Below are 19,206 nucleotides of genomic sequence, written 5' to 3'. Positions count from 1 at the left end.
GGGAATTGTGCGCATGTCGGTGCGCCGTGGCTATCCTGTAGCTCATTCTTCACGGTTTGCCGGAACGGGGCGAAAGTCCGGATATCCTCCTCCGCTGGTGAGCGGACGTTCCGATCCCCGACAGGGAAATAAAGCCGGAAGACCGGCCTTCGTTGGCAAGCGGGCGTTTCGATGAACAACAGAAGATCCTACCTCGATTCTCTCAATGCCGGGCGGCAACGGCGGCCCTATGCCTCGCTTGATGATCTCAACCGCTCGCTGGAGACGCTGGAGCAGCGCATCGGCCAGACGCCCGAGCCTGTACGGCAGACACGCGACACAACGCCCCCGCGTAGCGGAACCCCATCAAGCCGTCCCATTTCCGAGCGGCAATATCAGGCGCTGGCGCACGACATGGACCGCGTCCGCGGACAGGAAGACAGCATCGCCTCAGTCAGCAAGATTGCGGGAGAACTGAAAGGGCTGCGCGAGGAACTGCGCCACCAGATGACATCGGGCCTGAAGCGGGAATTCGACAGCCTGCGCCAGGATATTAGCCGCGCTTATGGCGCCGGGCAGATGACCGGTGTGAGCAGCGAGCTTGGTCTGGAACTGGAACGCATCGTCAATTCGGTGAACGCGCTTTCCGAGCGCAGCGATGACAAGAGCGTCAATCTTCTGCGGCTTGAATTGCAGCAGGTTCGCGCTGCACTCGATCCGCTGGCGCGTGAGGAGACGGTCCGCACGGCTGACCGGCGCTGGGATGATTTTGACCGCCGCTGGAGTGATTTCGAAGACCGCATGGAAGCTGGGTCGGGCCGCCATGGCAACGATCCTGAATTGATCGCACTTAACGCACGTCTGAGCCAGATCAACGATGCAGTGAACAATCTTCCTGAATCGCTGTCGCTACAGTCGCTGGAAGAAAAAGTGCGCATGCTTGCAAGCGCGGTCGAACATTTCAGCCACAATGATGAACGCGGCGGGCACAGCGCCTTTGCCCAGATTGAGGAGCGTCTCGACGAAATTTCGAGAGCCATCGTCGCATCTTCCGCGATCCAGCCAAGCGCCATCGACCCACAGCCTTTTGAGCGCATCGAGGCACGCATCACCTCGCTTGCCCGCCAATTGGAAGAGCTTTCCGACGAAAAGCCCAATGTAGAGGTCATCAACCGCCTCAACCTTTTGTCGCAGCGTGTCGACGCGTTGGCGAACCGGGCCGAAATGCCCGAGAAGGCCGTCGAGCGTCTCGCAGGTCAAGTCACGGCAATCGGTGCCAAGCTCGACAGCGCGCCCCAGGCAACGATTTCAAACCATGTGCTGCAAGGCATCGAACAGCGTTTTGATGCATTGTCGGATATGCTCGACCGGCGACAGGACGACGCTGTCGAAATGAGCCAGTCGCTTTTCCGTGATCTTGAGCGGCGGCTTGATGAGGTCGCCGTGCGCCTTGAAACGCGCGATGCCAGCAGCGGTGTCGACCAGACGAACATCATGGACGCTATCGATCAGCGCTTCAACGATTTTGCCCGCAACCTGGAAGCGCGTAGCAGCGCCTCCAGCAATGAGGTCATCCGTGGCCTTGAAGCACGGCTGCAGGATATTTCCGGTCGACTGGACCAATCCGCTGCAAGTGTCTCCGGAATTGATCCTGAGCTTATGCGTAACCTGGAAGCGCAGGTTGCGGGACTGTCGGCTCATCTGTCCAAGCCGGCAGCGCCCATGCCCGAGTTTGAAGACATCGCACCGCGCCTTGTCGACCTTGAAAAGACCATTTCGGGCAATCGCGAAAGCTTGCTTTCCGCAGCTCGCCAGGCAGCGGAAGATGCTGTGCGGGCACTGTCGGTTTCCAATGATGGTTCGGCCGCCTCAGTCGGGCTTGCCAATGATGTGAAGGCACTGGAGGTGCTGACGCGCCGCTCCGATGAACGCAACACCAAGACCTTCGAAGCCATCCACGACACTTTGCTGAAGATCGTTGACCGGTTGGGCTCACTGGAAACCGGCCCAGGGCTTTCCTCAACGCCTGCTGCAAGCAGGAAGATGGCGGTGGACAACGCGCCGTCCATCGAAACGGGCGAGGAAATGCCGCATGATGCGGAGGCCGAAGACGCGCTGTCGCTCTCCGCGATGCGTGGCTGGGACGAACCGGCGGTCACCCGGTCGCCGGCGGAGGCTGCGGCAGCTGCTGCCGTCGCCGCACTGAACCCGGATGCGGAACCCATACCGCAAAATGGTCGCGCGAAACGCTCGATGCTGGGGGGACTGTCGCGCGCATTCACGCGCAGTCAGCAGGCAGAGGTCGAACCGTTGGCGGAAGCGCCGCCCATTGACATGGCACCCAGTGTCGACCTCGACGAGCCACTTGATCCCAAGCTCGCCAACCGCCCGCTGGAGCCCGGCTCTGGCGCTCCGGATCTCGGCGCGATCATGAAGCGCGTGCGCGACGAGCGCGGCCAGTCTTCACGGGGCGGCGAACTCGATGCTGCCAAGTCCGATTTTATCGCCGCAGCCCGCCGCGCCGCACAGGCTGCTGCGGCTGAAGCGGATATGCTCAAAAAGAATACTGAAAGCCCTAGCAGTCCCCGCCGACTGAAGATCGGCTCGCTTTTCGGAGCGAAGCGGAAAACTCTCCTGTTGTCAGCCACTGCAATCATCCTTGCGTTGGCGGGTATGCAGCTTAGCAAGGCTTTCCTGTCTGACGGCGGTCAGGGAACTCTGGCCGGATCAGACACGATCCGCAGTGATGTCAATCTCGCGGCAGCGCCTGATGTGACATCACCGGGTGCAGAGAACACTCTGCCGATCAGCCCGACCGACGGGGTTCGTATGATCGAAGCGACGGAACGTTCAGCGCTCGAGACCGCAGCCCCTGAAGGCAGTGGGTTGGTATCAACCGTTCCCCTGCTCGCGTCGACTGCCTCGACGGCTACTCCTGCTAGCGACGATGTTGTGGACGACGAGCCCATCAGCGCAACGCTGCCGGAAACCGAAGCGATCGACACCGACGCAAACTCAACAGCAAGCACGCCGCCAGCCGCTGAAGCTGCGGCGCCCGTTGCATCTGCATTCACGGTGCCGAACGAAGCCGGGCCAGTGCCATTGCGCGAAGCCGCAGAAGCAGGCGACCCGAAGGCGCTTTTTGAAATCGGCGCGCGGTATGCCGAGGGTCGCGGTACGAAGGCCAACCTGAGCGAAGCTGCGGGCTGGTACGAGAAATCGGCTGAGCTTGGCTTTGCCCCGGCGCAGTACCGTATCGGCAATCTTTACGAAAAAGGCACCGGCGTGACACGCGACGTTGCCAAGGCCAAGACCTGGTATCAGATGGCTGCTGCGCAGGGGAATGCCAGCGCGATGCACAATCTTGCAGTGCTGTTTGCGATGGGCGCCGACGGCGTCGCCGACAATGATTCTGCCGCTCGCTGGTTTTCTGCAGCCGCCGAACTCGGCGTCAAGGACAGCCAGTTCAACCTCGGCATTCTCGCCGCCAAGGGCGTCGGTGTAGAGCAGAACCTTGAGGCATCCTACAAATGGTTCGCTCTGGTTGCCAAAACCGGTGACCGCGATGCAGCCGCCAAGCGCGACGAGATTGCCAAGTCGCTGCGCCCCGAACAACTGGAGCGTGCCCGCGGGGCGACTGAACTCTGGAAGCCAAAGCCAGTGGCGGCGGAGACCAACACTGTCGAGATCCCCGAAGCATGGCAGGAGAGCGCCGGGAAGACCGCCAGCGTTGACATGAAGCAGGTGGTCAAGAACATCCAGCGCATCCTCAACAAGAATGGCTACGACGCCGGCGGTGCTGATGGAGTGATGGGCGCCAAAACCAAATCGGCAATCGCAAAGTTCCAGGGCGACAACGGGTTGCCAACGAGCGGCGCCGTCGATGAAAAGCTGGTCAAGCTGCTGCTGGAGAAAAAGTAATTTGGCGCAACCCGGCCCGTAAACGGCGCGGTTTGGCCATCTCCTTGGAAGTGTTGCGATTTTTTTTAACTTTGAACACGACAAAGTTTGACTTCGCCGTAATGTCGGCGCAACTGGAACCTAGTCGTTCGTTGCATCTCGCAGGGGCGGGAAGACGCAGTAAAAAAAGAGTTTGACGGGTGAGCATCTATCTCCCGATCGCTGAAATGTCGGTCAATGTCTTCATCCTGCTCACCATGGGAGCGGCGGTGGGATTTCTGTCGGGCATGTTCGGGGTGGGCGGCGGCTTCCTGATTACTCCTCTGCTGATCTTCTACAACATTCCGCCCGCTATCGCTGTAGCCACCGGCGCAAACCAGGTGGTGGCTTCGTCGTTTTCGGGTGCGCTGTCGCATTTCAAACGGGGCACGCTGGATTTCAAGCTCGGCACAGTGCTTCTGGCAGGAGGCATTGTCGGTTCCACCGGCGGCGCCTTTGTATTTGCGTTCTTACGCGCCATCGGCCAGCTCGACCTGTTCATCTCGCTGCTCTACGTCGCCTTGTTGGGAACGGTGGGTGCGTTGATGCTGGCGGAGAGTATCCGAGCCATACGGCGCACGCGCTCGGGCGCGGCCCCGACATTGAAAAAATCCGGCCAGCATAACTGGATCCACAAGCTGCCGCTGAAGATGCGGTTTCGTACCTCGAAACTGTTTGTCAGTGTTATCCCGGTGCTGGGTCTTGGCGCAGCAATTGGCTTTCTCGCCGCGATCATGGGTGTGGGCGGTGGCTTCATCATGGTGCCGGCGCTGATCTACCTGCTCAAGGTGCCCACAAACGTCGTGGTGGGAACCTCCCTGTTCCAGATCATTTTCGTGGCCGCTTACACCACTGTCGTGCACTCAACCGCCAACCAGACCGTCGATATCGTTCTGGCGTTCGTGCTGATGGTGGGCGGGGTCGCCGGCGCTCAATATGGCGCCAAGGCGGGCCAGAAATTGCGCGGGGAGCAGCTTCGCGCCCTTCTGGCGGCGCTGGTTCTGGCGGTGGCTCTGCGGCTTGCTTTTGACCTCTTCGTGCGACCGGGCAGCCTCTATTCGCTGACTGCGGGAGCCGGGCTCTAATGGCAGGCCTGTACAACTCCAGCGCCATCACTTTTTTGAGCGTATTCCTGGCGCTGGCGAGCGCTGGATTGGCGTTCGGGCAGCCCGTTGTGGCGGATGCTGAAAGTATCGAGATCGGCCTTTCAACCGACCAGGTTTCCATCACTTCAAATTTCAACGGCGCCGACCTGACTATCTTTGGTGCGCTCGATAACCCTGACCCTCTGGTCAGCCGGCAGGGCCGTTACGATGTTATTGTCGTGCTGGAAGGGCCACCACGCCCCGTGGTGGTGCGCCGCAAGGACCGGGTTGCCGGAATGTGGATCAACACCGATGCCGAAACGTTCCTCAACGTGCCTATCTCCTATTCGGTGGCAACGACACGCGCCTACCAGGATATGACCGACGCCAATAATTACCGGCGCCTGTCGCTCGGGGCGACCAACATTTACATGGAGCCCGAGGACAAGGAAGCACCGCCGGCGACGACGAAGGAATTCACCGAGGCGCTGCGCGATCGCAAGAAGGCGAGCGGCCTTTACAATGAGCGCATCGGTGGCGTTCAGTTCCTGTCACAGACACTGTTTCGTGCCACACTGTCGCTCGCGCCAAATGTGCCGGTGGGCACCCATAAAGCGCGCGCTTTCCTGTTCAAGAATGGCCTTTTTATCAAGGAAACGTCGGCACAATTTGCCATCGTCAAGGCCGGTTTCGAGCAATCGATCTACACAGCCTCACGCGATCACGGTTTTCTCTACGGCGTGTTTGCGATCTTCCTGGCCATCCTCACGGGCTGGCTTGGCCGGGTAGTCTTCCGCAAGGACTGATCCTCAACCCGGTCTCAACATGGCGCTGGCAATCGGATAAATGCGCCCTGCACCCAACATGTATGCCATCAGGGCAGAGCGCTGAAACAGACCGGCATAGGCACGGTCGAGCACATTCAGAGAGCCTGTCAGGGACCCGAAAGCCGGCATGATCAGCCGGCTTCCATCCGAGGCAAAGCAGCGGCGACGTACCGAACGCCCGCGCTGAACGATGCGCGCACAAGGATGCAGATGGCCGGCGATCTCGCCTGCAGCGGGCGCACGCGACGGCTCGTGGCGGAACGTCAGGGCCCCGACTGCCAGTTCCTGGACTGTCTCGCCGGGCAGGCCCACAGGCGGCTCGGGGTCATGGTTGCCGGTGACCCAGAACCATTCGCGGCCCGCCATCAAGGCAGCGAGTTGCAAACGAAAGACTTCCGGCATCAGGGCTGCACCCTTGCCATCGTGGAAACTGTCGCCCAGCGAAATCACCCGGCGTGGATCGTAGTGGGCAATGATAGCCGCCAACCGCAGCAGGGTCGCCTGGGTATCATAAGGCGGCACCATCGAGCCGCGCCGCGCATAGGCGGCGCCCTTCTCCAGATGCAGGTCGGACACGACAAGCAGTTCGAACTCCGGGAAATAGAGTACACCGTGCTCATTGCAGAGCGCGCGTTCGCCGGCGATCAGGATTTCGCCGGGGCGCCTCGCCAGTTGGACAGCACTTTCGTTCATTTAGCCTGCAGCCTCGTCAATCAGCATGTCGGCTGCTTCCGACAGCAGCATTTCGCTTGCCTCACCCGCCACCGCTTCCTTGCCGATCTCCATCATCACGGGGACCGCAAGCGGCGAAATGCGGGTCAAACGCTTATGCACGATTCGGCCCTTTATACGCGACAGCATGGTGCCCAGCCTGCTGACATCGAGCAGACCCGCAGCCGCATCGGCGCGGGTGGCCTGAAGCAGAATGTGGTCAGGCTCATGGCTGCGCAGCACGTCATAAATAAGGTCAGCGGAGACCGTGACCTGGCGACCGGACTTTTCCTTGCCCGGATGGCGCTTTTCGATCAGCCCGGCGATCAGCGCGCAGTTTCGGAAAGTCCGTTTCAACAGCCAGCTTTCAGCCAGCCACGCGTCGAGGTCATCGCCCAGCATATCCTCGTCGAACAAGTCGGCGAGCGTCGGTTTTTTCCTCGCAAACATCGCCCCCATGTCTTCCAGCCCCCATATGGCGAGAGAATATTCGGTAGCGACAAAGCCGGTAGGATGGGCGCCTGCCCGCTCCAGCCGGCGGGTGAGCAACATGCCAAGTGTCTGGTGCGCCTGCCTGCCCTCGAACGCATAAATGATCATGTAGTGGCGGTTGGCACGCGGGAAGGTTTCAATCAAAAGATCGTGGCGCGGCGGCAGGATCGATTTTTCCTGCTGCAACCGCAGCCAGTCAGAGACCTGTTCAGGTAACTTTTTCCACTCGTCGGGATCGGCGACGAGACGCCGCACCTGTTCGGCCAGATAGGTGGAGAGCGGGAACTTTCCCCCCGCATAGATCGGGATTTTGGCGTCGACACCGGTGGCATTGGAGACAAAGCATTCGTTTTCGCGGATGCCTTCAAATCGGAGCGTACGTCCGGCAAAGAGGAACGTATCACCCGGCGCCAGGCTCTCGATGAAGCCTTCCTCAATCTTGCCCAGTTGCGCGCCGCCGCGGGATGACTTGCCGCGTCCAGCCTTCACATAGCGCACATTCAACATCGGAGATTCGATGATGGTTCCGACGTTGAGCCGGTATTGCTGGGCAAAGCGCGGATGGGAAATGCGCCAGCGCCCGTCCCTGGTCTGGCGGATTTTTGCGTAGCGCTCATAAGTCTTGAGCGAATAGCCGCCGGTTGCGACGAAATCGATGACGCGGTCAAAAGTGTTGCGGTCAAGGCCGGTATAGGGAGCAGCCGAGCGCACCTCGTCAAAAAGTGCGCCCGCATCGAACGGGTCGGCGCAGGCCGAGCCCAGAACGTGCTGCGCCAGAACGTCCAGACCGCCTTCGAGCAGCGGCGGTGTATCCTGCGCCCCGATGTAATTGGCTTCGAGGGCAGCCCGGCATTCGATCACTTCAAAGCGATTGGCCGGTATCAGGAGCGCCTTGGAGGGCTCGTCCATGCGGTGGTTGGAGCGGCCGATACGCTGTGCCAGCCGGCTGGCACCCTTGGGCGCGCCGACATGGATGACCAGATCGACATCGCCCCAGTCGATACCGAGGTCCAGCGTCGAGGTTGCCACGATGGCGCGCAGACTGTTGGTCTCCATCGCTTTTTCGACACGTCGGCGCTGGCCCACATCGAGCGAGCCATGATGCAGCGCAATCGGCAATGAATCCTCATTCACCCGCCACAGTTCTTGAAACAGCATTTCCGCCTGGCTGCGCGTGTTGACGAACAGGATGGTGGTGCGATGATCGCGGATCGCGTCATACATTTCGGGAATGGCGTAGCGCGACGAATGGCCGGCCCACGGCACGCGCTCTTCTGATTCCAGGATAGCGATGTCGGGCCTGGCGCCACCGGCGACGGTGATGAGTTCAGCCATTGCGCCCTGCGGATCTTGCGGCACCAGCCAGCGGCGCAGTTCGTCGGGTTCGGCAACAGTGGCTGAAAGGCCTATAGCCTGGAGGGTCGGCACCATGGTTCGCAGCCGGGAAAGCCCCAGCGCCAGAAGATGGCCGCGCTTGGACGTGACCAGCGCGTGCAACTCATCCAGCACGACATAGCGCAGATCGGCAAAGAAACGCGGTGCGTCAGGCGTTGCGATCAGCAACGCCAGTTGCTCGGGCGTGGTCATCAGAATATCCGGCGGCACCAGCTTCTGGCGCTGGCGCTTGTGGGCCGGCGTGTCACCGGTGCGGGTTTCCATGGTGAGCGGCAGTCCGATCTCGGCGACTGGCGTGCCCAGATTGCGCTCGATGTCGACGGCCAACGCCTTCAGCGGCGAGATATACAGCGTGTGAATGCCACGGTGCGCCTCGCCCGGTTTGCGCTTTGGCCGCACCGCCAGATCGGTCAGCGACGGCAAGAAGCCTGCCAGGGTCTTGCCTGCGCCCGTCGGTGCAATCAGCAGCACCGATTTTCCGACCTGCGCCTTGGCCAGCAATTCGAGCTGGTGGGCACGCGGCGCCCAGCCGCGCTCTGCGAACCACCGCACGAAGGGATCGGGCAGTTGGGCAGATGCGGTGTGGTCAGGTGCGGAGCGGATCGGGCTGGTCACGGACGAGACGTAGCGCTGCCATTCGAAAAGGCCAAGCAAAAAGAACAAAAAGGGATCGCGGCAAAGCGTACCGCTCTCCCGCCGGCCAGACTACTGCTTGATCGCCACGCCGATGAGCCCTTCTATCGGCTCCCCGCGGTCCTTACGGATATCCGCATTTTCGAGCGAATGGAGGGTGAAGCCGGAGCCAGCCAGCAGGGCGCGCAGATGGATTTCCGAATGTGCATAGCGGCGAGAAGGCAGAAGCATGAAATTTGCTTCTCCGCGATGGTGCTCCACCGAAAATGCGAACACGCCGCTGGGGTACAATGCGGCTGCGACCTTGGGGACAAGATCATCCAGCGCACCCACATACATGAAGACGTCTGCGGCGGTGACCAGATCGAGGCTGGCGCGGGGCAGTTCCAGCGTCTGCAAATCAGCTTTTGTCAGGCTGTCATAGATATTTTTGGATGCGGCCTTTTTCAACATGGCACGCGAGATGTCGTAGCCGTCGAGCCGCGCCACCATTGGACGCAGGCGTTCGCCCATCAGGCCGGTGCCACAGCCAAGATCAGCGCAGGGGCCAAACTCGCTGCGCGCAATCCGGATCGCCGTCTCCAGCAATTCGGGCACGCGGTAGTCGAGTTTTTGCACCAGCGCCGTCTCGAAGGTTGGCGCGTAGTGATCGAACAGGGCTTCGACAAAGGGGCTTGGCGGCGCATCGGATACTGGTGCCGCCCCAATCAATTCCAGCTTGAGCGTTGCTCCGGCGCGGTCGTCTGGGTCGAGTTCTAGGCTCATGCGCCAGGCTTTGGCTGCTGCCTCGAAAGCGCCGGCCTCTGACCTCATTTCGCCAAGCCTAAACCAGCCCAGGGCCCAGCCGGGCGCAAGCTCCAGTGCGCCGAGCAGTACTTCGCCGGCAGCTGCATGCTCGCCTGAGGCAAACAGCATTTCGGCGTAGTCAGCGCGGCGGTCGGCGAGAAGGTCTCCCGATGCCAGATCAAGCGGTTTCATTTTTTGGGTGTGTCCGCCGGCAAGACAACCGGTCGCGCTATATCGCGGAGTCAGGATCGACATGCAACAGGCTTTTCTCCGGCCTTCAAACGCCTATCTTGGGAGAATGCGTGCACGTGACCTGCTACACCCCCGCCCTGAAGGGCTCTATTGCCCGCCCGGCGATTTTTATATCGATCCGGTGCGCCCGGTTGACCGCGCCCTGATCACGCACGGCCATGCCGACCATGCTCGTTCGGGTCATGCCCATGTGATGGCGACACGCGAAACGCTGGAAATTATGGCGATCCGCTATGGCGAGGATTTTGCCGGCACTAGGCAGATTGCGGTGCCCGGCGAGACGGTCGACGTGGGCGGGGTGAGAATTACTTTTCATCCAGCGGGCCATGTTCTGGGCTCGGCGCAGATCTGCGTGGAACACAAGGGCGTGCGCATTGTTGCGTCGGGCGATTACAAGCGACGCCGTGACCCGACCTGCGCCCCGTTCGAGCCAATTTCCTGCGATGTTTTCATTACCGAGGCGACATTCGGGCTGCCAGTCTTTCGTCATCCGCCAGCAGAGGACGAAATCGGGCGGCTGATCCATTCGGTGGCGCAGTTTCCAGAACGCACCCATCTGGTCGGGGCCTATGCGCTTGGCAAGGCTCAACGCGTCATCCGCCTGCTGCGCGATCTCGGCCACGACCGGCCGATCTTCATTCACGGGGCATTGGCCCGTCTCAGTGAGTATTATGAGACCCAGGGCGTGGCGCTCGGCACGCTGGAGCCGGCGACACTGGAAAAAGGCTCGAAGAAGGATTTCGCGGGTGCCATAGTCGTTGGCCCACCTTCGGCTTTTGCCGACCGCTGGGCGCGGCGGTTCGCTGATCCCGTTTCTTGCTTTGCTTCCGGATGGATGCGTATTCGCCAGCGCGCAAAACAGCGCGGCGTCGAACTGCCACTGATCATCTCTGATCATTCTGACTGGGATGAATTGACCGCGACGATCACGGAGACCGGGGCCAGTGAGGTCTGGGTCACACACGGACGCGAGGAAGCGCTTGTCCGATGGTGCGAGATCAACGGCATTGCTGCCCGACCGCTTCATCTGGTCGGCTACGAGGATGAAGCCGAGTGAACCGCTTTGCCGAACTTCTGGACCGTCTGGTGCTGACGCCATCGCGCAATGGCAAGGTGACGCTTCTTGTCGACTATTTTCGGGGCACACCCGACCCTGATCGTGGCCTGGCGCTGGCGGCCATCACCGGCGATCTGGCGATTGCGGCGGTGAAGCCAGCCATGCTGCGTACGCTTGTGGTCGAGCGCATGGACCCTGTGCTGTTCGGCTATTCCTATGACTATGTAGGCGACCTTGCCGAAACCGTATCGCTTGTATGGCCGGATGGCGACGCGCACCGCAAACCCAACCGGGAATTGACGCTTGCCGAAGTGGTCGATCGCCTGCAGGCGGCCAGCCGTTCCGATGGGCCGAAGGTTCTTGCCGCCTTGCTCGATCAGGCCAGCATTGCCTCACGCTTCGCGCTGATCAAGCTGGTGACCGGCGGATTGCGCATCGGTGTTTCGGCGAGGCTCGCCAAGCAGGCATTGGCCGATTTCGGCACAGTGGATGTCGCCGAGATCGAAGAGCTGTGGCACGGATTGGCCGTGCCCTATGCCGAACTTTTTGCGTGGCTGGAAGGCAAGGCCGACAAGCCCGAGCAGACCGCGCAGGCACTTTTTCGCCCGGTGATGCTGTCCCATCCCGCGGAACCGAACGATCTTGCCAAGCTTGACCCCGCCGACTACGCCGCCGAGTGGAAATGGGATGGCATTCGTGTGCAGGCGGTTTCGACCGGGGACACGCGCCGGCTCTATTCCCGCACCGGCGATGATATTTCGGGCGCCTTCCCGGACCTGGTCGAGGCGATGGATTTCGACGCGACGCTGGACGGGGAGTTGCTGGTTGGCACGCCGCCCGATTGGACAGGGTCCTTTTCCGACCTGCAGCAGCGGCTGAACCGCAAAAGCGTGTCGGCCAAGATGCGTGAAAAATATCCGGTCTTCGTGCGTTGCTACGATCTGTTACGGATCGATACCGGGGATTTGCGGCCCCTGCCGTTTACGGAGCGGCGCACGCGGCTTGAAGATTTTATAACGCTGCTTGATCCGAAACGCTTCGACCTGTCGCCGCTGATCAGCTTTTCGAGCTGGGATCAGCTGGAAGTCCTGCGCAAGGCGCCGCCCCACCCGATCATTGAGGGGGTCATGATGAAGCGGCGCGACTCCGCCTATGTCGCCGGTCGGCCCAAAGGCCCGTGGTTCAAATGGAAACGTGACCCGCATACGGTTGATGCCGTGTTGATGTATGCCCAGCGCGGCCACGGCAAGCGCTCCAGCTACTATTCCGACTATACATTCGGCGTCTGGTCCGGCGCTGACGAGGCACCCGAACTGGTGCCGGTTGGCAAAGCCTATTTTGGCTTTACCGACGAAGAACTGAAGCAGATCGACAAGTTCGTACGGGACAACACGATTGAGCGCTTTGGCCCGGTGCGTTCGGTGCGCGCTGACCGCGATCATGGTCTGGTGCTGGAAGTTGCGTTCGAAGGTCTCGCCCGCTCCACCCGCCACAAGTCCGGCGTCGCCATGCGCTTCCCCCGCATCTCGCGCCTGCGCTGGGACAAACCAACGCGCGAGGCCGACCGGATCGAGACCCTGACGGCGATGCTGGATTAAAGTGACCGATTAAAAGTCCCGCCTCAATCGCCGGCTGAGACCTTGATCTCAAAAATATCCACGGCTTTGCCCCCGGTGCCAATGTCGGAGCCGATGGCGATGGTGCCGCCGGCGCCTGGCCGTTTGGCTGGGAGTTCGACCTCGAAGAGAAACTCGCTGCGCGCATAGCCCACGGCGTAGCGCTTGCGGCCGCAATCGCCCAGCTCGCCGAAATTGCAGGTGACTGATATCTGCGTTTCCTGGCCTTCCTCGGCGCGGGCGACGATGACGAAGACAGCGCGCTTCCCGGCAATCTGCTCAAGAACGCCCTGGCCGACATCAAACAGCACCGCAGCGCCGTCGCCTGAACTGATGCGCAGCACCTGCCCTGCATCGCTAGCGACCACTTCTGCGCTGGTCCCGGCCGGCGCGCTGACTGAGCTGGCATCGGCAGGCGAGAAGACGGAAATCCACTTGCCTGCTGGCTCGGTTTCGCCCGGCTTCAGGGGCGCCCGCACCGGCTCTTCATCAGCGTCAAAATCTTCGGATTCGATCGATTTTGGTGGATTGGGAACCGACGTGTCACGTTCGGCGAAAGTTTTAAACAGGCCTGTGTCATGCGCCCACCAGCCGCCAGCGCCAATCAGGGCCACAAGCGTGATGAGGGCAAACAGCGTGGCGAACGGTCGGCGCCGGCGCTCGCGCTGCGGCGACAGATCCGGGTCCGCTGCAAACCCGCTTTCGGCGCGCGGCGCAACGCGATCGACATGAAGCGCCCGAGCGTCGCTGTCGGTGAAGGCGGTCGTGCGGTCCCCTTCGACACTTACAGCTGGCTGTGGAGCGGCAGCGGGTGCACCATCAAAGCTGGGCTCGGTGCGGGTGGCAGCTGCAGTTGTAGTTGCCGGCTGGACGCGTTGTACCGGCGGCGTGTCCAGTTCCACGCTCGGCGTCGCCGCGGCAGGTGACAAACTGACGGAAGCCGGATCGATGGCGGGAACTGCCGGAATGTATTCTGATTCGATTTCTGTGATCTTCGCCTGTAGCGCCTTGCGGCGCACAATCGCGGTTTCAACGGTTACGCTGGTGTTGGCCTGCAACGCCTTGTCGAGCGCGGCAAATGCCGAGCGGTAGACCTTTTCGCGAAAGGCCTTGTCCTCGGCATCACCTTTTTCGAGTGCACCCCGGATCGCTTTTTCGATGACGTCCAAATAGCTGTTCCCGCCAACATTATATCGTTCCCGCTGATCGTTAGCCTCAGCGGGGCCATCAAGCAATGTTTCAACGCCCGGCAAGCGCGCTTTCAACTGACTACAACCAGCTTTTTGCAGTTATTGCTGCCCAATGCCCGCTTGCTGCCCGGTTGCCCTGCCGTTTCCTTCTGCTAGAAAGAGTGACGTTTACGCAAACGTCAATTTTTGACCGCAAGGAATCACACGCATGGCGCTGCCGGAAATCCTCTCCAAAAACCTTCGCCTGCCGGTTGTCGCCGCACCGCTGTTCATCATCTCGCATCCGCCGCTGGTGCTGGCGCAGTGCAAGGCTGGTGTGGTCGGCTCGTTTCCCGCGCTCAATGCGCGCCCCGAAGCCCAGTTGGATGAGTGGCTGGCAGAGGTGACCGAAAGTCTGGCCGCCCATGACGCGATGAACCCTGACGCTCCTTCCGCGCCGTTTGCGGTCAACCAGATCGTGCACAAGTCCAATAAGAGGCTGGAGCATGATCTGCGCATGTGTGTGAAGTACAAGGTGCCCATCGTCATCTCCTCGCTCGGCGCGGTCGAGGAGGTGAACCAGGCGGTGCATTCCTATGGCGGCATCGTGCTGCACGATATCATTCACGACCGGCACGCCAAGAATGCGATCCGGCGCGGCGCTGATGGGTTGATTGCCGTCGCCGCAGGAGCAGGCGGCCATGCGGGCACTCTGTCTCCATTCGCCCTGGTGCAGGAAATCCGCCAGTGGTTCGACGGCCCGCTGCTTCTATCCGGTGCGATTGCCAATGGCGGCGCGGTGCTGGCAGCACAGGCCATGGGAGCTGATATGGCCTATATCGGCTCGCCCTTCATTGCCACAGACGAGGCGCGGGCGGTCGACGCCTACAAGCAGATGATCGTCGATTCCAAGGCTGCCGACATTGTCTGTTCCAACCTGTTCACCGGCGTTCATGGCAATTATCTGAAGGAATCTATCCGCCATGCCGGCATGGACCCTGACAATCTGGCCGTCTCCGATCCATCAAAGATGAACTTCGAGACGGCCTCGGCAAAAGCATGGAAAGAGATCTGGGGCTGCGGTCAGGGCATTGGTGCAGTCAAAGAGATCGTTCCGACGGCTGCGTTGGTAGAGCGACTGGCGGATGAGTATCAGGCAGCGAAAGCGCGGCTTGTTGGATAGCGGTGCCAAGCGCCTCATGGTGAGCTTGTCGAACCACGAGGCGCTGGGCGCTATCCAAGTAAATTAATCGAACACGATAGATGGCACGGCGGCATCGGCGCCGGCTTTCTCTTCCTGAACACGCTCCCAAACGCGGGTGGCGATGTCGCGGTAGATTTTTGCTTCCGGGCCATCCGGGCGAGACACGACCACCGGGGCGCCAGCATCGGATTGTTCGCGGATGCCCATTTCCAGCGGGACTTCGCCCAGGAATGTGACGCCGAGGCGTTCGGCCTCCCTACGGGCACCGCCATGACCGAAAATATCATAGCGCTTGCCGGTGTCGGGCGCGATAAAATAGCTCATATTCTCGACAATGCCGAGCAATGGAACATCGACCTTCTTGAACATGTTCAGCCCCTTGCGGGCATCGATCAGAGCCAAATCCTGCGGTGTTGAAACGATCACCGCGCCGGCCAGTGGCACCTGCTGCGCCATTGTCAATTGTGCGTCGCCGGTGCCGGGGGGCATGTCGACGACCAGCACGTCGAGCGGCCCCCATTCCACCTCGCGCAGCATCTGCGTCAATGCTGACATGACCATCGGGCCACGCCAGATCATCGGTGTCTCCTCATCGACGAGGAAGCCCATCGACATCACCTTAAGGCCGAAGTTCTCCTTCGGCTTGAGTATCTTGCCGTCAACCGTTTCCGGCCTTCCCTGAATGCCGAGCAGGCGTGGCATCGAGGGCCCATAGATATCGGCGTCCAGAACACCGACCCTCAGCCCAATGGCTGCCAGGCCAAGCGCGATGTTAGCGGCGGTTGTGGATTTGCCGACGCCACCCTTGCCGGACGCGACTGCAATGATGCTCTCGATACCCGGTACGCCGCGACGACCGGATTGAGGGCCTTTTGGTGCATGCGGCGCGGTTGGCGGGGCTGGGCGCGGCGCTGAAGCCGGGGCGGCGGGACGGGGTTGCACTGGTGCTTCCATGCCGCCGCCTTTTTTCTCGGCTGTCAGGGCGACGACAACGCCGGCGACGCCAGGAATGGCGGTCACGACACGCTCGGCAGCGGCGCGCAGCGGCTCAAGTTCCTGCGCGCGTGCGGCAGGGACGGTGATGGAAAAGAAAACTTTGGCATCGGCAATGAAAATATCCGAAACCAGCCCAAGGCTGACGATATCGCCTTCGAAATCGGGGCCCTTCACGGTCTTGAGTTGATCGAGGACCGTTTCCTTATTCACCGGCATATTGTGTTCGCACTTCCTGTTCCGTTCAGTCCCAGATAGTGCAGATCAGTCGCGGAACCAAGCACCAGAGCCGACAGGCTTTCAGCCAAACAGGCCGGTAACCCAATAGGTGAGCGCGGATATTGCGGCAGCGGCAGGCAAAGTGAGTATCCAGGCGGTGACAATGTTGGAGGCCAGGCCCCAGCGCACCGCCGAAACGCGTCGCGCCGCGCCGACGCCGATGATGGCACCGGTGATGGTGTGGGTGGTTGATACCGGAATGCCAAGATAGGTCGCCGCAAACAGCGTGATGGCGCCACCGGTTTCAGCACAAAAACCCTGCATAGGGTTCAACTTGGTGATCTTGGAGCCCATCGTGTGAACAATGCGCCAGCCGCCGAACAGAGTTCCAAGCGCCAGCACCGACTGGCAGGTGATCACCACCCAGAACGGCACGTAAAATTCATCACCCAGCATGCCCTGCGAATAAAGCAGCACGGCAATGATACCCATGGTCTTCTGCGCATCATTGCCGCCATGACCGAGCGAATACATCGACGCCGAAATGAACTGCATGACCCGGAAGACGCCATCCACCTGGAATGGCGAATAGCGCACGAACAGCCATGACACGGCGAGAATCAGAAACAACGCCAGGATGAACCCGGTGAACGGCGACAGCACAATCGCCGCCGTGGTTTTGAACAGACCCGAAAACACCAGCGCGCCGCCACCCGCCTTGGCCACGCCGGCGCCCACCAGACCGCCGATCAGGGCATGGGAGCTGCTTGAAGGGATGCCGTAGATCCAGGTGATGATATTCCACGAAATAGCGCCGATCAGGGCGGCAAAGATCACGCGCGGGTCGATCACCGAGGCGTCGATGATGCCGGTACCAAGTGTCTCGGCGACATGCAGGCCGAAAAATAGAAAGGCGATAAAGTTGAAAAACGCCGCCCAGGCGACGGCATATTGCGGTCGCAGAACCCGCGTCGAGACGATGGTCGCGATTGAATTGGCAGCGTCGTGCAGGCCGTTCAGGAAATCAAAGAACAGCGCCACACCGATCAGCGCGATCAGCAGCGGGAAGGCGAGAGACGCGTCCATCAGACGTTTTCGACCACAATGCCGCTGATTTCATTGGCGACGTCCTCGAACCGGTCGACCGCCTTTTCCAACTCGCCATAAATTTCCGAACCAATCATATAGGCCATGGGATCACTGTCACGGTGACGCTGAAACAGGTCTTTCAGACCTTCATCATGAAGCGCATCGGAGCGGCTTTCGACGCGCTTGACCTCGCCGGCGATCTGCTGAAGCTTTTCAGCGTGTGTCCCGACCTTGTTGAGCAGCGGAATGGCTTTGGCCGTCAGCTCCGCGGCTTCCACGATCAGCTTGCCCATCTCCTGCATGCGCGGATCGAAATCCTTCTGCTCGAACAGGATGATGGTCTTGACCGTCTTGCGCATCATGTCGACGGCGTCGTCCAGCGACTGAATCAGATCCTTGATGTCGCCGCGATCGAAGGGGGTAATGAAGCTCTTGTGGACAGCGGTCATGACCTTGGCCGTGACAGCGTCGGCTTCGTTTTCGAGATCCATGATCTGCTGGCACAGGGTCGCTGCATCGCCCTCGCCTGCCAACAGCTTCTGCAACGCCTTCGAGGCGCGCAACACGATCTGGGCGTGTTCGTCAAACAGATCGAAAAAGCGGTCCTCTCGCGGCATGAGAGCCCTGAACCAGCCGAGCATCATTTATTCCTTCCAGCGAATCGTCTTTGTGCGCAAAGCAGGGACAAACCTAGTGTGCGGACAGCCCTCGCGCACCATTAAGCCGGCAAAAAACAGGGGAATACGCCAACAAAGCGCTATCTCATACACCTGAAAACGCCATTTCGGCGCTTTGCAGCGCATAGCGGGCGCTGGTGTTGCGCGGCATTGCCCGTTAGCCTCGCGGCATGATCGACAGGCTGGAATTTTTCATTGCGCTGGCGCGCGAGCAGCATTTTGGGCGCGCGGCTGAAACGCTTGGCGTGACCCAGCCGACGCTCTCTGCCGCCATCAAGCAGCTTGAGGACCAGCTCGGCGTCATGCTCGTGCTGCGCGGCTCCCGCTTTCAGGGCCTGACGCAGGAGGGTGAGCAGGTTCTGGTGTGGGCGCGGCGCATCACCAGCGATACACGAACCATGCGCGAAGAGATGCGTGCTGCAAGGCACGGGCTGTCCGGGCGCATCCGTATTGCCGCGATCCCGACAGCGCTTGCCATGCTGCCCCGGCTGACCACGCCTTTTCGGGAAAAGCACCCGGGGGTCACCTTCTCTATCCTGTCGCGCACTTCCATCGAGGTACTGTCGTTGCTCGGCAACTTCGACATCGATGCCGGCATCACCTATCTCGACAACGAGCCTCTGGGCAGGGTGACCAGCGTGCCGCTTTATTCCGAGCGCTACCAGCTCATCACTGCGGCTGGAAACCCGCTGTCGGAGCGCACGCAGGTGACATGGCAGGAGGTGAGCGAATTGCCTCTGTGCCTGCTGACACCCGACATGCAGAACCGGCGCATCATCGACCAGCATCTGACAGAGGTCGGCGTGGAAGCGCGGCCGACGTTGGAATCGAACTCCATGATCGTTCTGTTCTCCCATATCCGCACCGGCAAATGGTCGTCGATCATGCCTCTAAACCTGGCCGAGACTTTTGGGTTTGCCGAACCGATCCGCGCCATCCCTATCGTGGAGCCCGACGCCCGACACCTCGTCGGGCTGGTGGCAGCCAAGCGTGAGCCACACACACCTCTGGTCGCGGCGCTTCTGGACGAAGCAATGGCGCTGGCGGACGATTTGCGCGGTTCCCGCTGAGCTAGGTCTGGGT

At 60.9% G+C, this 19,206-nt stretch carries 14 protein-coding genes; 7 read left to right on the top strand and 7 right to left on the bottom strand.

The genetic code is table 11. The features are described 5' to 3' along the window. Nucleotides 1-171 precede the first annotated feature (171 nt). The 3 genes from GA830_RS08180 (at nucleotide 172) to GA830_RS08170 (ending at nucleotide 5,809) form a co-directional block, all read left to right on the top strand. Nucleotides 172-3,900, top strand: coding sequence for an SEL1-like repeat protein (locus GA830_RS08180; RefSeq protein WP_195164543.1), 3,729 nt, complete (start codon nucleotides 172-174; stop codon nucleotides 3,898-3,900). A 179-nt stretch (nucleotides 3,901-4,079) separates the two neighbouring features. Continuing rightward, entirely contained in the window at nucleotides 4,080-5,003 is a 924-nt protein-coding gene (locus GA830_RS08175) for a sulfite exporter TauE/SafE family protein (protein ID WP_195164542.1), read from the top strand. Further along, nucleotides 5,003-5,809 carry a TIGR02186 family protein gene (locus GA830_RS08170; protein WP_195164541.1) on the top strand — a complete coding sequence of 269 codons (807 nt, stop codon included), beginning with the start codon at nucleotides 5,003-5,005 and terminating at the stop codon, nucleotides 5,807-5,809. The genes GA830_RS08175 and GA830_RS08170 overlap by 1 nt, the downstream gene beginning before the upstream one ends. A 3-nt stretch (nucleotides 5,810-5,812) precedes the next feature. Here GA830_RS08170 and pdeM read toward each other — a convergent pair whose 3' ends face one another. The 3 genes from pdeM to GA830_RS08155 form a co-directional block, all read right to left on the bottom strand. Next, a complete protein-coding gene (pdeM, locus tag GA830_RS08165; protein WP_195164540.1) occupies nucleotides 5,813-6,523 on the bottom strand; it encodes a ligase-associated DNA damage response endonuclease PdeM in 711 nt (236 codons plus the stop codon). Further along, nucleotides 6,524-9,043, bottom strand: a complete 2,520-nt coding sequence (locus GA830_RS08160; protein ID WP_374939312.1) for a ligase-associated DNA damage response DEXH box helicase — start codon at nucleotides 9,041-9,043, stop codon at nucleotides 6,524-6,526. It lies immediately after the preceding gene. A gap of 90 nt (nucleotides 9,044-9,133) precedes the next feature. Further along, nucleotides 9,134-10,039, bottom strand: a complete 906-nt coding sequence (locus GA830_RS08155; protein WP_195164539.1) for a class I SAM-dependent DNA methyltransferase — start codon at nucleotides 10,037-10,039, stop codon at nucleotides 9,134-9,136. Between the two features lie 106 nt (nucleotides 10,040-10,145). On the opposite strand from GA830_RS08155, the gene GA830_RS08150 reads away from it, so the two are divergent. Both GA830_RS08150 and GA830_RS08145 read left to right on the top strand, forming a co-directional pair. Beyond that, a complete protein-coding gene (locus GA830_RS08150) occupies nucleotides 10,146-11,156 on the top strand; it encodes a ligase-associated DNA damage response exonuclease (RefSeq protein ID WP_195164538.1) in 1,011 nt (336 codons plus the stop codon). After that, entirely contained in the window at nucleotides 11,153-12,754 is a 1,602-nt protein-coding gene (locus tag GA830_RS08145) for a cisplatin damage response ATP-dependent DNA ligase (RefSeq protein WP_195164537.1), read from the top strand. Before GA830_RS08150 ends, GA830_RS08145 begins: the two co-directional genes overlap by 4 nt. A gap of 23 nt (nucleotides 12,755-12,777) precedes the next feature. Here GA830_RS08145 and GA830_RS08140 read toward each other — a convergent pair whose 3' ends face one another. Continuing rightward, nucleotides 12,778-13,941: a hypothetical protein gene (locus GA830_RS08140; protein WP_195164536.1), complete on the bottom strand. Its 1,164-nt coding sequence runs from the start codon at nucleotides 13,939-13,941 to the stop codon at nucleotides 12,778-12,780. A 229-nt stretch (nucleotides 13,942-14,170) separates the two neighbouring features. Between GA830_RS08140 and GA830_RS08135 the strand changes: the two genes are divergently transcribed. Then, nucleotides 14,171-15,124 (top strand): NAD(P)H-dependent flavin oxidoreductase, encoded by a 954-nt coding sequence (locus GA830_RS08135; RefSeq protein ID WP_195164535.1) that lies wholly within the window; start codon nucleotides 14,171-14,173, stop codon nucleotides 15,122-15,124. Between the two features lie 63 nt (nucleotides 15,125-15,187). On the opposite strand, the gene GA830_RS08130 is transcribed toward GA830_RS08135, so the two are convergent. From GA830_RS08130 to GA830_RS08120, 3 genes are all read right to left on the bottom strand, one after another. Beyond that, entirely contained in the window at nucleotides 15,188-16,357 is a 1,170-nt protein-coding gene (locus GA830_RS08130) for an Mrp/NBP35 family ATP-binding protein (RefSeq protein ID WP_195164534.1), read from the bottom strand. An 81-nt stretch (nucleotides 16,358-16,438) separates the two neighbouring features. Then, nucleotides 16,439-17,443: an inorganic phosphate transporter gene (locus GA830_RS08125; RefSeq protein ID WP_195164533.1), complete on the bottom strand. Its 1,005-nt coding sequence runs from the start codon at nucleotides 17,441-17,443 to the stop codon at nucleotides 16,439-16,441. Then, entirely contained in the window at nucleotides 17,443-18,087 is a 645-nt protein-coding gene (locus tag GA830_RS08120; RefSeq protein ID WP_195164847.1) for a DUF47 domain-containing protein, read from the bottom strand. The genes GA830_RS08125 and GA830_RS08120 overlap by 1 nt, the downstream gene beginning before the upstream one ends. 206 nt (nucleotides 18,088-18,293) lie before the next feature. Between GA830_RS08120 and GA830_RS08115 the strand changes: the two genes are divergently transcribed. Next, the gene (locus tag GA830_RS08115; protein ID WP_195164532.1) at nucleotides 18,294-19,193 is read left to right on the top strand and encodes a LysR family transcriptional regulator; all 900 of its coding nucleotides are present in this window, start codon (nucleotides 18,294-18,296) and stop codon (nucleotides 19,191-19,193) included. The last annotated feature ends 13 nt before the right edge of the window (nucleotides 19,194-19,206 follow it).

This window comes from Mesorhizobium sp. NBSH29, from assembly GCF_015500055.1.
Classification (GTDB): Bacteria; Pseudomonadota; Alphaproteobacteria; order Rhizobiales; family Rhizobiaceae; genus Neomesorhizobium.
This window is presented reverse-complemented; position numbering and strand designations above follow the sequence as displayed.